Annotated in this window: 12 protein-coding genes and 1 tRNA gene; 5 read left to right on the forward strand and 8 right to left on the reverse strand. The window is 71.8% G+C overall.

Annotation, left to right across the window (positions count from 1 at the left end; translation table 11 throughout):
• Positions 1–41 precede the first annotated feature (41 nt).
• From pknB to NR112_RS06525, 7 genes are all read right to left on the reverse strand, one after another.
• Entirely contained in the window at positions 42–1,892 is a 1,851-nt protein-coding gene (gene pknB, locus NR112_RS06495) for a Stk1 family PASTA domain-containing Ser/Thr kinase (RefSeq protein WP_256793164.1), read from the reverse strand.
• An 88-nt stretch (positions 1,893–1,980) separates the two neighbouring features.
• Complete coding sequence (locus NR112_RS06500; protein ID WP_256793165.1) at positions 1,981–3,207, reverse strand: serine/threonine-protein kinase; 1,227 nt, start codon at positions 3,205–3,207, stop codon at positions 1,981–1,983.
• Positions 3,204–4,664: a penicillin-binding protein 2 gene (locus NR112_RS06505; protein WP_256793166.1), complete on the reverse strand. Its 1,461-nt coding sequence runs from the start codon at positions 4,662–4,664 to the stop codon at positions 3,204–3,206. Before NR112_RS06505 ends, NR112_RS06500 begins: the two co-directional genes overlap by 4 nt.
• A complete protein-coding gene (locus tag NR112_RS06510) occupies positions 4,661–6,058 on the reverse strand; it encodes an FtsW/RodA/SpoVE family cell cycle protein (protein WP_256793167.1) in 1,398 nt (465 codons plus the stop codon). Before NR112_RS06510 ends, NR112_RS06505 begins: the two co-directional genes overlap by 4 nt.
• Positions 6,055–7,503: a PP2C family serine/threonine-protein phosphatase gene (locus NR112_RS06515; RefSeq protein WP_256793168.1), complete on the reverse strand. Its 1,449-nt coding sequence runs from the start codon at positions 7,501–7,503 to the stop codon at positions 6,055–6,057. Before NR112_RS06515 ends, NR112_RS06510 begins: the two co-directional genes overlap by 4 nt.
• A 4-nt stretch (positions 7,504–7,507) precedes the next feature.
• On the reverse strand, positions 7,508–8,080 hold the full coding sequence (locus tag NR112_RS06520; protein WP_256793169.1) for an FHA domain-containing protein: 573 nt from the start codon (positions 8,078–8,080) through the stop codon (positions 7,508–7,510).
• A gap of 49 nt (positions 8,081–8,129) precedes the next feature.
• Positions 8,130–8,915: a DUF3662 and FHA domain-containing protein gene (locus tag NR112_RS06525; protein WP_256793170.1), complete on the reverse strand. Its 786-nt coding sequence runs from the start codon at positions 8,913–8,915 to the stop codon at positions 8,130–8,132.
• A 222-nt stretch (positions 8,916–9,137) separates the two neighbouring features.
• On the opposite strand from NR112_RS06525, the gene NR112_RS06530 reads away from it, so the two are divergent.
• Together NR112_RS06530 and NR112_RS06535 are read left to right on the forward strand one after the other, a co-directional pair.
• Complete coding sequence (locus tag NR112_RS06530) at positions 9,138–10,733, forward strand: hypothetical protein (protein ID WP_256793171.1); 1,596 nt, start codon at positions 9,138–9,140, stop codon at positions 10,731–10,733.
• A gap of 31 nt (positions 10,734–10,764) precedes the next feature.
• Positions 10,765–11,589, forward strand: a complete 825-nt coding sequence (locus NR112_RS06535) for an NAD(P)-dependent oxidoreductase (protein ID WP_256793172.1) — start codon at positions 10,765–10,767, stop codon at positions 11,587–11,589.
• Positions 11,590–11,693: 104 nt separating this feature from the next.
• On the opposite strand, the gene NR112_RS06540 is transcribed toward NR112_RS06535, so the two are convergent.
• Entirely contained in the window at positions 11,694–12,293 is a 600-nt protein-coding gene (locus NR112_RS06540) for a MarR family winged helix-turn-helix transcriptional regulator (RefSeq protein WP_256793173.1), read from the reverse strand.
• 56 nt (positions 12,294–12,349) lie between these two features.
• Here NR112_RS06540 and NR112_RS06545 point away from each other — a divergent pair, with 56 nt between their 5' ends.
• The 3 genes from NR112_RS06545 (at position 12,350) to NR112_RS06555 (ending at position 14,887) form a co-directional block, all read left to right on the forward strand.
• On the forward strand, positions 12,350–14,044 hold the full coding sequence (locus NR112_RS06545; RefSeq protein WP_256793174.1) for a DHA2 family efflux MFS transporter permease subunit: 1,695 nt from the start codon (positions 12,350–12,352) through the stop codon (positions 14,042–14,044).
• A 62-nt stretch (positions 14,045–14,106) separates the two neighbouring features.
• Positions 14,107–14,189, forward strand: a tRNA-Leu gene (locus tag NR112_RS06550).
• A 287-nt stretch (positions 14,190–14,476) separates the two neighbouring features.
• Positions 14,477–14,887, forward strand: coding sequence for a hypothetical protein (locus NR112_RS06555; RefSeq protein WP_256793175.1), 411 nt, complete (start codon positions 14,477–14,479; stop codon positions 14,885–14,887).
• Positions 14,888–15,035: the final 148 nt, after the last annotated feature.

Here is a 15,035-nt window from a genome sequence, read left to right on the forward strand (position 1 = left end):
CGCTCGGGAGGGGCCCTTCGTCGGATGCCGGGTGCTGACCGCTAGGGGGTCGGCGGCGGGGTCGTGGTCCCCGGGGCCGTCGTCGTCGTGCTGGGCGGCGGGGGCGTCACCGTGACGGTCGCCGTCTGGCTCGGGGTGCGCGCGACCTTGACCGTGATCTGGGTGCCGATCTTGACGACGTCGCCGGCCCGGTCGACGGAGAGCACCTCGTCGGGGTTCTTGTCGGAGTCCACGGTTTCCTTGACCGGGTTGAGCCCGGCGTTCTGCAGCGCGACGGCGGCGAGGGCCCAGTCCTGGCCGACGAGGTTGTCGGGCACCTTGACGTTGCCGGTGGCGTAGAAGATCTTGATCTTCGAACCCTTGGGGACGACGGACTGGGCGGCCGGCTCGGTCTTCGTCACCTTGTTCTTGTCCTGGTCGGGGGTGTTCTCCTCCTGGAAGCCCGAGACGACGAGGCCGGCCTTTTCGAGATCAGCGCGAGCCTCGTCCTTGTTGCGCCCGGTGACATCGGGCACGGTGAGGTTGTCGGGCCCCGTCGAAACGACGTACTTCACGGTCGACAGCTCGGCGACCCTCGTCCCCGACTTCGGGTCCTGGCTGATGACCTCGCCCTCGGTGACGGTCGTGCTCGCCGCCGTCGACTTCTCTCCGCGGAGGTTGTTCGTCGCCAGGGTGCGGACGGCGACGTCCTCCTGCATGCCCTCGACCGTCGGCACGGCGACGAGCGTCACGCTCGGAGTCTGGTTGCCGAACCACTTCACGCCGCCCCAGCCCACGAGGGCGAGGAGGGCGATGACGAGCCCGGTGATGAGCACCGCCTTGCCCGTGCCGCCCTTCCGTTCGTCCTGCTCCAGCTCGTCGTGGCCGACGGCGGGCAGGCTCGCGGTGTTCGCGTAGCGCTCGCTCCTGGACGTGACGGGGGCCTGCACGGCGGTCGGGGTCCCCGGTGCGGCATACGCCTGCGGGAGCGTCTGGGTGGCCGCAGCCCCCACGGCGGCCGCGGTGCCGAGCGCCGCGGCGCTGATCTGGCGGCCGAGCCGGACGTTCTCGAGGTCGTCGCGGAAGGCCGTGGCGTCCTGGTAGCGGGCCTCGCGGTCCTTGGCGAGGGCGTGCAGGGTCACGGCGTCGAGGTCACCGGCGACGGCGTCGTTGAAGACGCTCGGCGGCTGGGGCAGCTCACCGACGTGCTGGTAGGCGATGGCGACGGCCGAGTCCCCGGTGAAGGGCGGCCGGCCGGCGAGCAGCTCGAACAGGAGGCACCCGGTGGAGTAGAGGTCGGACCGCTCGTCGACCGTCTGGCCCTGGGCCTGCTCGGGAGAGAGGTACTGCGCGGTGCCGACGACCGACTGGGTCTGGGTCATCGTCGCGGCCGTGTCGGCGATCGCCCGCGCGATGCCGAAGTCCATGACCTTGACGTGACCACCGGTCGTGATCATGACGTTGGCCGGCTTGATGTCGCGGTGGACGATGCCCATCCGGTGGCTGTAGGCGAGGGCGTCGAGGATGCCCTCGGTGACACGGATCGCCTCGGCCGGCTGGAGCTGCTGCTGGTCGGTCAGCTTCTGGCGCAGCGTCTCGCCGTCGACGTACTCCATGACGATGTAGGGCAGGGTCGTCCGCGTGCCGTTGGGGCCCTCGACGACGCTGTCGTCCTCGCCCGAGTCGAAGATCGCGACGATCGCCGGGTGGTTGAGCCCGGCCGCCGACTGCGCCTCGCGCCGGAAGCGCATGAGGAAGTTCGCGTCGCGGGCGAGGTCGGAGCGCAGCATCTTGATCGCGACCTGACGACCGAGTCGCGTGTCGTGGCCCAGGTGCACGTCGGCCATGCCGCCCCGACCGATGAGCTCGCCGACCTCGTAGCGTCCGCCGAGGACACGGGGTGCGGTGCTCACGTCGTTGGCCTCTGCTCGTTCGGGTGCTGGGTCATCCTGGTCCACTCGTCGGGCGCCTGGATCGCGCTGTTCGGGCTGGTCGGTCATGTCACTTCGCCTTGCCCTTCCCCTTGCCCTTGCCCTTGCCGGCATGGGCGGGCTGCGGCTTGATGCTCGTCTGCTTCGTGGCAGCCGTGGCCTTGGCCGCCGTGCGGGTCGGCGTGGCCTTCGGGGCGGTCGTGGTCGCCCGGGAGGCGTTCGCGGTCGGCGTCGAGGTCGGGGTCGACGACGTGGCGGGGGGGAGGGTCGCCGGGGCCGTCGACCGGGCCTCGGGGCTCGCAGAGCCGGCGTTCAGGACGCTGCCGAGCGCGAACGCTCCCCACGCCACGAGGGCGACGGTCGGGACGGCCAGCCATGCCCAGCGACGTCCCGCCGAGGCTTCCGTGGCGGCCGCGTCGGCGGCCGGGATGACCGTCGTGGCGTCAGCCACCGCTGGAGGTGGCGTGACCCCGGGCAGGGACGCGAGCGGCACGCCGGCGGCTTCGGCCACCGCGCGGGCGTCGGCCGGGCGGTCGGACGCCGACTTGGCGAGGCACGCGTCGACGACCTCCCGCAGGTCGACAGGGACCGTCGAGGGCAGCTCGGGCGGCGCGTCGTTGACCTGCGCGATGGCCGTCGCCACGGGTGAGCCCATGTCGAAGGGCTTGCGGCCGGTGATCATCTCGTGAGCCACGACGCCGAGGGAGTAGATGTCGCTCGAGGCCGTCGCCGGCTCGCCGAGAGCCTGCTCCGGGCTGATGTAGTCGGGGGTGCCCAGCACCTCGCCCGTGAGGGTGTGTCCCGAGCCGTCGCCGACCCGGGCGATCCCGAAGTCGGTGAGCTTCGCCTGTCCCTCGGGCGTGACGATGATGTTGGCCGGCTTGACGTCTCGGTGCACGACGCCCGCCTCGTGGGCCACCGACAGGGCCAGCGCCGCCTGGCCGAGCAGGGAGCGCACCTCCTCGGCCGGCATACCGCCGTCGTTCTCGCGGATGATCTCGCCGAGCGTGCGTCCGGGCACGAGCTCCATGACGAGGTATGCCGTGCCGTCCTCCTCGCCGTAGTCGAAGACGGACGCGATGTTGGGGTGGTGGAGCGAGGCACTGCCCCGGGCCTCGTCGCGGAAGCGCTCGAGGAAGGCGTCGTCCTCGGGCCCCTGCGGGCGCATCACCTTGACGGCGACGGGACGCTGGAGCACCTCGTCGCTGGCTTCCCAGACGTCGCCCATCCCGCCCGAGGCGATGGCCGAGCCGAGGGTGTAGCGGCCGCCGAGGGTCGCACCGGTCGAGAGGGTCATCGGCCGAGCACCGCCTCCATGACCTGGCGGGCGATCGGGGCGGCGACGCGGCCACCGCCGATCTCGCTGCCCGTGACGCCGCCGTCCTCGACGACGACGGCGACGGCGATCTTGGCGTCGGTGGCCGGCGCGAACGAGATGAACCACGCGTGAGGGGGCTTGCCGGGGTCGTGCTGCGCGGTACCGGTCTTGCCCGCGACCTCGACGCCGTCGATCTGCGCCCGCGCGCCGCTGCCGTGGTCGACGACCGAGACCATCATCTTGGTCAGGGTCGAGGCGGTCTGCTCGGACGTCGCCTGCGACAGCTCGACCGGGTCGGGCGTCGACTCGATGATGTCGAGGTTGGGGCTGCGCACGGAGTCGATGAGGTAGGGCGTCATGACCCGGCCCTGGTTGGCGATGCCGGCCGCGACCATGGCCATCTGGAGCGGCGTGGTGCGCACGTCGTACTGCCCGATGGCGGCCTGTGCGGCCTGCGGCGCGTTGAGGTCGGCCGGGACCGAGCTCACCGAGACGCGCATCGGGATCTGGAGGGCGTCACCGAAGCCGAACTTCGCGGCCTGGGCGCGGATCTTCTCGCCGCCGAGCTCGAGTCCGAGGGAGCCGAACGCCGTGTTGCACGAGATCTCGAGCGCGTGGATGAGCGTCGTCTTGTCGCCCGGCCCGCAGGCGCGGCCGTCCTCGTTGGGCAGGTTGGTGCTCGTCAGCGGCAGGTCGAGCTCGGCCGGCCCGGGGACGGAGGAGTTCTCGTCGCTGACGACGCCGTTCTCGAGCGCGGCGGCCGCCGTGATGACCTTGAAGGTCGACCCGGGCGGGTAGACGCCGTTGATGGTGCGGTTGAGGTAGGACTTGTCCTTGTCGTTGGACAGCGTCTGCCAGGCCTTGGAGGCCTTGGTGAGGTCGTGGCTCGAGAGCGGGTTGGGGTCGTAGGACGGGTGGCTCACCATCGCGAGGATCGCGCCGGTCTTCGGGTCGAGGGCCACGACGGCGCCCTTGTTGTCGCCGAGGGCCTTGTCGGCCGCCGCCTGCGCCTTCGGGTCGATCGTCAGCTCGAGCGTCGCGCCAGCGGTCTTGCGGCCCGTGATCAGGTCGGTGACGCGCCGCACGAAGAGGGTGTCGGCATCGCCCGAGAGCAGGTCGTCGGAGGCGTGCTCGAGTCCGTAGGGTGCCCCGACGGCATACGAGTAGAAGCCGGTCATCTGGGCGTACAGCTCGTCCTGGGGGTAGGTGCGCAGGAAGCGGTACTGGTCCTGGACGGGCACCGACTTCGCGATGGCCTGGCCGCCGACGATGATCGCCCCGCGCTCGCGGGAGTAGGTGTCGAGCAGGGTGCGCTTGTTGGACGCCATGGCGTTGAGCGTCTTCGCCTGGGTGAACTGCACCATCGTCGCCGCGACGAGCAGGGCGGTGAAGAGAGCGGCGATGACCACGGACAGGCGGCGGATGGGCGTGTTCACGTCAGCCTCACCACCTGGGTCACCTCGGCGGGAGCCGGCTCGTCGGCGGCGACACCCACGGGGATCTCGGGCATCGGCCGACGGGCCTGGTCGGAGATGCGCAGCAGCAGCGCCATGATCACCCAGTTCGCGAGCAGGGACGAGCCACCGAGCGACATGAAGGGCGTCGTGAGGCCGGTCAGCGGGATGACCCGCGTGACGCCGCCGACGACGATGAAGAGCTGGAAGGCGACGGAGAAGGCCAGGCCGATGGCGAGCAGCTTGCCGAAGCCGTCGCGCACGCCGAGGGCCGTGCGGATGCCGCGCTCGCAGAAGATGAGGTAGAGCACGATGATCGCGACGGACCCGAAGAGGCCGAGCTCCTCCCCGAGGCTCGGGAAGATGAAGTCGCTCTCGGCGAAGGACGTCAGGTAGGGCCGGCCCGCGCCGAGCCCGGTGCCGGTGAGACCGCCCGAGGCCATGCCCCACAGGCCGTTGGCCAGCTGGTTGGACCGCTCGAGGTTGTCCGGCGAGAACGGGTCGAGCCACAGGTCGACGCGCTTCTGGAAGTGCGTGAAGGCCGACAGGGCGAAGGCGACGGCCGCGGCGAAGAGCATCAGGCCGATGGCGATCCACGAGACGCGCTCGGTGGCGACATAGAGCATCGCGACGAAGAGTCCGAAGAAGAGCAGCGCCGAACCGAGGTCCTTCTGGAAGACGAGGACGAGCAGCGCGAGCACCCACGCGACGAGGATCGGGCCGAGGTCGCGTCCGCGAGGGAAGGTGAACCCGAGGACCTTCTTCCCGGCCAGGGAGAGCACGTCACGGGTCTGCACGAGGTAGCCGGCGAAGAAGATCGCAAGGGCGATCTTGGCGAACTCGCCGGGCTGGAAGTTGAGCGGGCCGACCGAGATCCAGATCTGCGAGCCGTTGATCGTGCGGCCGATGCCGGGGACGAGCGGCAGCAGGAGCAGCACGAAGCCGACGGCCATCGTCACGTAGGTGTAGCGGCGGAGCAGGCGGTGATCGCGCAGCACGAAGAGGACGGCCACGGCGAGAGCCACGGCGAGCGTCGTCCAGATGATCTGGCGGTAGGCGTCGCCGTCCGTCCCGAGCTTGCCGCGGGCGAGGTCGAGACGGTGGATCATGACGAGCCCGAGCCCGTTGAGGACGGTCGTGATCGGCAGGAGCACGGGGTCGGCGTAGGCCGCCTTCCAGCGCAGCACGAGGTGGACCGTGAGCACGAGCGCGGTGAAGCCGCCCGCGATCGGGATGATGTTGGCCGGCACCGTGCCGTTGCGGTTGAGGTCGGTCGTGACCCAGGCGAGCAGCACGATGCCGATCGCGAGGATGAGGAGCAGCAGCTCGGCGCCGCGACGCGTGCGCGGAGTCAGGGGCTCGACGGTCGTCGTCATGCGCGGCTCCCCGGGGGTGCCACGAGGCGAACGGCGGACCCGGCCACGGCCGGCGGCGTGGTGATCGACGGGTTGGGGCGCGACGTCGCCGGCCGCGGGGCCGGCAGGCTCGGGCTCGGGCTCGGGCTCGGGCCCGGTGTCGTCGGGGGCGTCGTGGGCACCGGGGTCGGTGTCGGCGACGTGCCGCACGGCGTGCCGGTCGCGGCGAGGCGCTGGCAGCGCTCCGCCTCACCGCGCAACGCGGCGACCTTGACGAGCGCGTCGGCGAGGTCGCGGGCGGGGATCGTGTTGCCGACGGAGGCCTGGACGTCGCTCGGGAGGTCGGAGACGAGCACGTCGGACGGCGACTCGACGTGGGAGAGGCTGATCGGTCCGAGGTCCTGGGAGACGCCGCGGAAGATCGCGACGTGGGTTCCGTCGGTCGCGACGTAGTACTGCTTCTGCGACCAGGCCCAGGCGGCATACCCGCCGCCGACGAGGATGGCGGCGACGACGATGGCACCGATGGTGCGCAGCGCGATCGTGGACCGGCGTGAGCGCGGCTGGTCCTCGGCGAGCTCGAGGGAGTCGTCGTCGGGCTCCGCGCGACCCGTGGCCTCGCGCGACAGGGCGGCCGCCTTCTCGGCCGGGCTCGTCGGGATGGCGCGGGTGCGGCCCCGCATCCGCTTGCCGGCGGCGCCGACGACCTGGGGCACGGTGGTGGGGAGGTCGTCACCGTCGGCGTCGACGACCTCGGCGACGACGACCGTCACGTTGTCACGGGTGCTGGCCTTGAGCGCGACCTCGATGCACCGGTCGGCCGCCTGGTCGGGCGTACGCGCCTCGCGGAGGATCTCCTCGATGACGTCGGCGCCGACGAAGTCGGACAGGCCGTCGGAGCAGAGCAGGAAGCGGTCGCCGATCTTGGCCTCGCGCAGCGAGGTGTCGGGCTCGTCGTCGGGCTGGCCGGTCATGACCCGGGTCACGACCGAGCGCTGCGGGTGGTGGCCGGCGTCCTCCTTGGAGATGCGGCCCTCGTCGATGAGCTGCTGGACGAAGGAGTGGTCCTTCGTGATCTGCGAGAACGTGTCGCCGCGGAGCATGAACGCCCGCGAGTCGCCGCTGTGCGCCATGGCGAGCTTGTTGCCGGTGCGCAGCATGACGATGGTCGTGCTGCCCATGCCGGACAGGTCGGCGTTCTCCCGCATCGCCTTGGTGAGTTTGGCGTTCGCGGCGTGGAGCGCCTCCTCGAGGAGCGGGATCGCCTGGTCGGCGGTGACGTCCTCCTCGTCGAGCGGGGCGAGCTCGCCGACGATCATCGAGCTGGCGACGTCGCCCGCGGCGTGGCCGCCCATGCCGTCGGCGAGCACGAGCAGGTTGGGCCCGGCATACCCCGAGTCCTCGTTGCGGGACTTGGGTCCCAGGCCGAGGTCGGAGCGCGCGGCATAGCGCAAGGCGATGGCCATCCGGTCAGCCTCGCAGTTCGAGGACGGTCTTGCCGATCCGCAGGGTGGTGCCGATCTCGACCGGTCGCGCCCCGGTCAGCCGGTCGCGTCCGATGAAGGTGCCGTTGGTCGAGCCGAGGTCCTCGACGACCCAGCCGTCGCGACCCGACGGGTCGGGATGGATGCGGCAGTGCCGGCCGGAGGCGTAGTCGTCGTCGAGGACGAGGGCGCACTCGGGGTTGCGCCCGATGAGGATGCCTCCGCTGCGCAGCGGGAGTGACGTGCCGGTCAGGGGGCCCTCGGTGACGACGAGGGTCGTCGGGCTGCCCTTGCCGCGGCGACCCTTGCGGGCGGGCGCTTCGGGGGTGACGGCGGCGGCACCCGCCGCGCCGGCGCCGACGGCAGCCGGGGAAGGCGTACGCCTCGGGGCGGCCTTGCTGTCCTGCTTCGCCGCCTGTTTGAGCGCCTTGCGCTGCCCGCGCCGGCTCACCGCCGTGCCGTAGATGTCGGTGCGCAGCACGCCGACGACGCTGAAGATGAAGAGCCACAGCAGCGCGAGCAGACCCAGCCGCAGCAGGGTCAGGGTGAGTTCACTCATGCGTCACCAGATGTCATCGCCGGAGGGCCGTCCAAGGGGGTCATCGCGCTCACCGGCGCCCAGCACGGAAGGTCGCGGACGTCCGGCCGATCGTCAGACGGTCGCCGTCCTGGAGCCGCTGGCTCGAGACGCGCTCGCCGTTGACGAAGGTGCCGTTGGTGGAGTTGAGGTCGCGGATCGAGGTCACGAGGTGCGGACCGTCGGTCGTCACGCGGATCTCGCTGTGGCGGCGCGACACCCCGGGGTCGTCGATGACGATGTCGGTGGTCTCGTCGCGGCCGAGCGTCGTGAGGCTGCCGAGGAGGGGGTAGCGGTCTCCTCCGATGTCGAGCCACGGACGGGCGGACGGGTTGCTTCGGGGTGCCGGACGGTGCGCCGGGGCCTCGTCGATGGCCGTGCCGTTCGTGGTCTGCGGCCGCGGTGCCACGGGTGCCGGTTCGCGGGCGGCGGACTCGCGCCCGGCCTGCTTGGCGGTGGCGGGGCGCACGCGGAAGACGCCGGTCTCGAGCCCCTCGCCCTCGACGAGCGCGACCTCGAGCGGGCCGCCGGGCTGGTAGCCCTGCGAGTCGGCGTGCTCCTGCGCCGCGGCGACGAGGTCGTCGGACAGGTCGTCCTCGTAGTCGCCGAGCCGCTCGTAGTCGGTCTGGCTGAGCTCGATCGTGTAGAGGTTGGGCACCATGGCCCGGCCGTGGCCGAGCAGCGCCGCCCGGTCGTCCATGGCGCGGCGGATGGCCGAGGCGATCTCGACGGGCTGCACCTCGGACTTGAACGCCTTGGCGAAGGCACCGTGGACAGCCTTGGCGAGACCGTGCTCGACACGGTTGATGATTCCCACGCCGTCTCCTCCTCCTTGGTGAGCGCTCCAGTCGGGCGCTTCATCGTAACCGCGTCAGCACCCCGAGCCCCCAACCGACAGTCGGCACGGGGCGGCGTGAAACGTCCGTTTCGGCCCGCCGGGCCCCCGTCGGCGGGTTTGATGTGCGACGGAAGCATGGGACGATCACACGGGGTCCCGCGGCGGGATCCCGCACGTGGTGAGGCCAGCAAGGAGCGCTCGATGAGCAAGGACGACACCGGAAACACCGAGAGCCAGGGCATCCCCGGCTTCTCGGCGAACAGCTCCATCCCGGGTGGTTTCGCCCTTCCCATCCCGACGGCGACCACCGGCGCGGCCCAGCCCGACCAGGCGCCGGCCGACCCGTGGAGCTCGACGTGGGAGGACACCTCCTGGCAGTCCGGCGACACCGGTGCCATCCCGACCGTCGCCGCCGGCGACGCAGGCTCGGCGTCCGACGACTGGAGCGCTTCCCATGAGTACGGCGGTGCGAGCGCCACCGGCGGCACCCCCGAGCTCAACGGCCACGCCCAGAACGGCTCGGCCCAGGGCGACGCAGCCTCGTCCGGCTCCTCCGGGGCGACGAACTCGTGGACCGACTGGCAGCCCTCCGATCGCGGCACCGCCGAGTGGCCGGCTGCGAGCAGCGACGAGCCCGAGGCCACCTACACCGGGTGGACCCCCGCCGGAGCGAGCCTCGCGGACTACGCGGCAGGCACCGTGCCCGGTCCCTCGGCTGCGGCGTCGACCGACCCCACGGCGGCGCAGCAGGCGTATGCCGCCCAGCCCGCCGTCGACCCCGACGTGGCCGCCGCGGCCGCCGAGCTCGGCCCCGACGTCGAGACCCCCGCGGGACCGTCCTACGACCTGACCCCCGCGCCGCGCACCGGCAACTCCGACCGCCCCAGCGCCGAGGACCTCATCACGGCCCGGTCGAAGGGCGAGCGCCAGAAGGTCAAGGCCAACTCCGGACTGCGCAAGGCGTTCGGCCTCGGCCCGAGCGTCAAGGAGATGCTCGAGCGCGACCGCATCGACCGCATCGCCCGCCCGCTCAACGGCCGCAAGACGATCATGGTCATCAACACCAAGGGTGGCGGCGGCAAGACCCTCGTCACGCTGATGCTCGCGAGCTACCTCGGCCGCTACCGCTCGGGCTCGGTGCTCGCGTGGGACAACAACGAGACCGAGGGCACCCTCGGCATGCGTGCGCCGTCGCAGAGCCACCACCGCACGGTCGTCGACCTGCTCGGTGCCCTGCCGACGATCGCCAACGACCCCAACGCCGGCACGTCGGAGCTCGAGCACTGGGTCCGCGAGCAGCGGGGCCTGTCGTTCGACGTGCTCGCATCGGCCGACGACGACGAGGCGATGCGGATCATCGGGGAGCAGGAGTTCGAGGACCTCCACACCCAGCTCTCGCGCTTCTACCGGATGATCGTCGTCGACACCGGCAACAACCGACTGTCGCCGAACTGGCTGGCCGCCGCCGCACGCGCGGACATGCTCGTCTTCGCCACCTCGCTCAAGGACGACACGTCGGTCGTCGCGGCCAAGAACCTCGACGCGCTCGTCGCGATGGGCCGGGGGGACCTCGTGCGCAACGCCGTCTGCGTCATCTCGCACACGTCGGCCAAGGGCAACGACGTCGGCGCCGGGGTCCACACCCGCGAGCACTTCGAGCAGTGGGTGCGCGCGGTCGTCGACATCCCCTACGACCCGATGCTCGCTCCGGGTCTGCACCTCGACCCGCTGAAGATCAGCCCCAAGACGCACCAGTCGTGCATGGAGATGGCTGCCGTCGTCGTCGACGGCCTCTGACGCTTGCGTCCCGGTCGGGGAGACTGCTGACGTGGCTCTCATCGCGCTGACCGGAGCCGCCGGGCGCATCGCGACGGCGCTGCGCCCACGGCTGCGCGCCGCCGGACACCGGCTCGTCCTCTGCGACGGCCTCGGGGTCGCCGTCTGCGACGTCGACGCCGCGGCGGAGCGGGCCGTGGAGTGCGACCTGCGCGACGTCGACGGCCAGGCGGCGGCGTTCGCCGGCGCCGACCTCGTCGTGCACCTCGGCGCGTACTCCGACGAGCGGTCCTGGGCCGACATCCTCGCCGTCAACATCGACGGCACGCACGCCGTGTGTGAGGCGGCGCAGCGCGCGGGGGTGACGAGGCTGCTCCTCGCGAGCTCGGTGCATGCGGCCGGCTACGTCCCGGTGGACTCGCCGGTTGCCGCCGAGGGGATGCCGCTGCCGGCGCCCGACACGTACTACGGCGTCAGCAAGGCGGCGCTCGAGGCCCTCGGTGGGTTGTATGCCGGCCGGTTCGCGATGACGGTCGTCAGCGCCCGGATCATGACCTTCGACGACGAGCCGGGTGGGCCGCGCTCGCTCCAGTCGTGGCTCTCCCCCGACGACATGGCGCGGCTGGTGCTCGCGACGCTGACGACGGCGGCCGGAGGCCACCACGTCGTGTGGGGCGTCTCGCGCAACACGCGGCGCCGGATCGACCTGGCGCCCGGTCTCGCGATCGGCTTCGACCCCCAGGACGACGCGGAGGCGTATGCCGCGGGCGTCGAGCAGCGCGACCCGAGCCGTCCGCCCGGGGTGCTCGGCGGCGGGTTCGCCGACGCGGCATACCTCCTCGGGGTGCCGCACGGGGGCGCACGCGATCGGTCGTGATCGTCCGCACCGGACCGTGGAGCTGACCTGCCCGATGAGACGGCGTCCGGTGGCCTGATCACCCCACCTTTTGCAGCACCATCAGGCGGTCCGTCAGGCGTTCCTCAGCCGTCGTCGGTCGCGAACCGGTGGTAGGCCTCCGTCGCGGCCTGCAGGTAGCGGTGGATGGCGTCTCGCTCTGCGGGCGTGAACTCGGCGGTCAGCGCGTCGAGCCCGTCGAGAAGGGTGCGAAGCTGACCTCGGACCTCGGTGGCGGCGGAGTCGGTGGGCACGAGGCGCACCCGCCTGCGGTCCGCGGTGTCGCGCTCGCGCAGCAGGTGGCCGGCGGCCTCGAGCCGGTCGACGACGTCGGTCATGGCGGCGGGTGTGATGCCGAGCCGGGAGCTCAGCTCCCGTGGACCGAGCCTTCCGTCCGAGGCGGCGACGTGGCTCATCGCCGACAGGTCGGTGGGGTGCATCTTCATCCGCCGGGCCAGGGCGCCGCTGGCCTCCGCCGCGGCGGCCCCGAGGGCGCGCAGCGCCCAGGTCTCGGGCTCGTGGGCTCGTCGTCCAGGGCTCTCCAGGCTCTCGGTGCTCTCGGTGCTCTCGGTGCTCTCGGTGCTCTCGGTGCTCTCGGTGCTCTCAGTGCTCTCAGTGCTCTCAGTGCTCTCAGTGCTCTGAGTGCGCTCGGTGCGGTCGGTGCGCTCCGGAGGTGGGATTGCCATGGCTCAATCCTACTGCTTTCATATGTTCAGGTGATCTAAAGACTTTGGAGGCGGACATGACGACGGATGGGTCGAGCACAGCACGAGGTGGGGAACGGCGCCGATGGTTCGGCCTCGTCGCGATCAGCCTCGCGGTCGCGCTCATCATCGTCGACTCCACCATCGTCAACGTCGCCGTGCCCCACATCGTCGACGACCTGGGACTCACGTCGTCGCAGGTCCAGTGGGTCCAGGAGTCCTACACCCTCGTCTTCGCGGCCACCCTGCTCATCTGGGGCGCCGTGGCCGACCGTATCGGACGACGCCGGATGCTCCTCATCGGTGTCGTCGTCTTCGTCGCGGCCTCGGTCCTGGCGGCCGTCGTCGACTCGGGTGGGGCGCTCATCGGCGCCCGGATCCTCCAGGGCTTCGGCGGCGCCATGATCCTGCCGACGACCCTCTCGCTCATCAACGCCGGCTTCACCGGCCGCGAGCGAGGCATCGCCTTCGCGGTGTGGGGCTCGACCATCGGCGGCATGGTGGCGGTCGGGCCGCTGCTCGGCGGATGGCTCACGACGTCGTTCTCGTGGCGCTGGGCGTTCGGGATCAACCTGCCCATCGGCCTGCTCATCGTCGCGGGGGTGCTGCTCTTCGTCGACGAGTCGAGGTCCGGCCGACGTGAGGCGATCGACGTCGTGGGAGCGCTGCTGTCGGCGGTCACCTTCGCGACGCTGGCCTTCGGGCTCATCGAGGGACGGACCTACGGCTGGTGGAGCCTGACGAAGCCCTTCGAGGTCGGTCCCTGGACGTGGACCAGGGGGCTGTCTCCCGTGGCCGTCGCCTTCGCGGTGACGCTCGTCGCGGGGACGGTCTTCGTCGTGCGCACCCTGCGCCGCACGGCGGCCGGACGCCCGACCCTCTTCCGTTTCGACCTCTTCGGCATCCGTTCCTTCCGCAACGGCAACATCGCCGCGATGATCGTCAGCCTCGGCGAGTTCGGCATCGTGCTGTCCCTGCCGCTCTGGCTCCAGAACGTGCTCGGCTACACCGCCTTCCAGACCGGGCTCGTCCTGCTCGCGCTCGCCATCGGGTCCTTCACGGCCAGTGGTCTCGTCACCGTGCTCAGCTCCCGGCTCACGGCTGCGGCGATCGTGCGGATCGGCATCGTCGCCGAGATCGCCGGCATCGCCGGGCTCGGCCTCGTCATCGGACCCACGACCTCGTGGGTGGCCGTGGCGCCTTGCCTCTTCGTCTACGGGTTCGGCGTCGGCCTCGCGACGGCTCAGCTGACCGGCGTCGTCCTCGTCGACGTGCCGGTCGAGCGCAGCGGCGAGGGCTCGGGGTTGCAGTCGACGGCGCGCCAGGTCGGCTCGGCACTGGGCATCGCCATCCTCGGCACGGTGCTCTTCACGACCGCCGGGGCGCGTCTCGACTCGGGCCTCGCCGACCTGGGGGTGCCCGAGGCGAGCCGGACGGTCGTCGTCGACGCGGTCGTCGAGAGTGCGGGCGGCGCGATCCCTGCCCTGGCCGCCGACCCCCGCACGGCCGCGGCCGCCCCGGTCGCGGAGCAGGCCTTCTCCGACGCGACGAGGTATGCCGCGTTCACCGCTGCAGGCTTCCTCGTGCTCGGTCTTCTCGCGACCCTGTCGCTCGGTGACCCCGGCGGCGGCCGTCACCGGCAGGGGTATGCCGAAGCGCGCGGTCCGGCGGACCGGCGACGCTCGTCGGAGGACGTGAACGTCCCCGACGCGGACGCCCCGGCCCTCCCGTAGAACCGCTACCCGCCCCGGTTTGGCGATAGCGGGCCTCATACAGCACACTGTCTGCTTGTCACGCGCGAGTGGCGGAATGGCAGACGCGCTGGCTTCAGGTGCCAGTGTCCGAAAGGGCGTGGGGGTTCAAATCCCCCCTCGCGCACGCGTGCCGACGAAGGGCCCCGACCGATCAGGTCGGGGCCCTTCGTGCCGTCTTGGCCCTCGTCGTCACGTGTCCACGGCGTAAGCGCCCGGTGGGAGCGACGGGATCTCCCCCAACACCAGGCGGATCCGGTATCTGCCGGCTCTGCTCCTCCGTCTGTCAGCTACCCGCTCGATCGGCTCCGGCCACGGCCCGACGGAATCCTCGAAGGCCCGGCGCCCCTGGGAGCGATCGCGGTCCATGGCGCGGCCGTGCGGGGTCGACTCTCCACGTGAAAGGAGCGCCACATGTCCAGTCAGTCCTCCACCACCACTCGACTCGGTCGCCGTTCGGCCGCGGCGTTCGGCACCTCGGCCGTCTTCTGTCTCGCTGTCGCCGGGCCGGCCCTGGCCGTCCCGCGTCCCGACCCGGTGCCCGGTGCGCAGCCCTCGTCCGCGTCGGCGAGTTGCGTCTACGTCGGCGGCGGGTCCGTCGTGTCCTGCGCCGACCCGTCGTCTGCGTCCCCCGCTTCTGGCGCGGGCTCGGCGAACTCGGCCGAGGGGAGCACGCCCGCCGTCGTCGCACCCGTGTCGCGCCGGATCGTCCTGCCCTCGCCCCAGCCGTCCGACCTGCCCGTGCTCGGGCTCGGCGTCGCCGCCGCGGTCGTCGTCGCGGGTGGCCTCCTGATCGCCTCGACGAACCGGCGCCGTCCCGCCTGACCGCCCGTGCCCCGCTCGGTCGCCTCGCCCGGTCGCCTCGCCTGATCGCCTCGCCGACCGTCGTCCCATGGACCCGACCCAGGGCCACGTCGACGACGGACCCGGCCCGGCGGCATACGCCATCGTGTGTCGCCGGGCCCCGGCGGAC

The organism is Terrabacter sp. Ter38, assembly GCF_024519435.1.
In the GTDB taxonomy this organism is placed as follows: Bacteria; Actinomycetota; Actinomycetes; order Actinomycetales; family Dermatophilaceae; genus Terrabacter.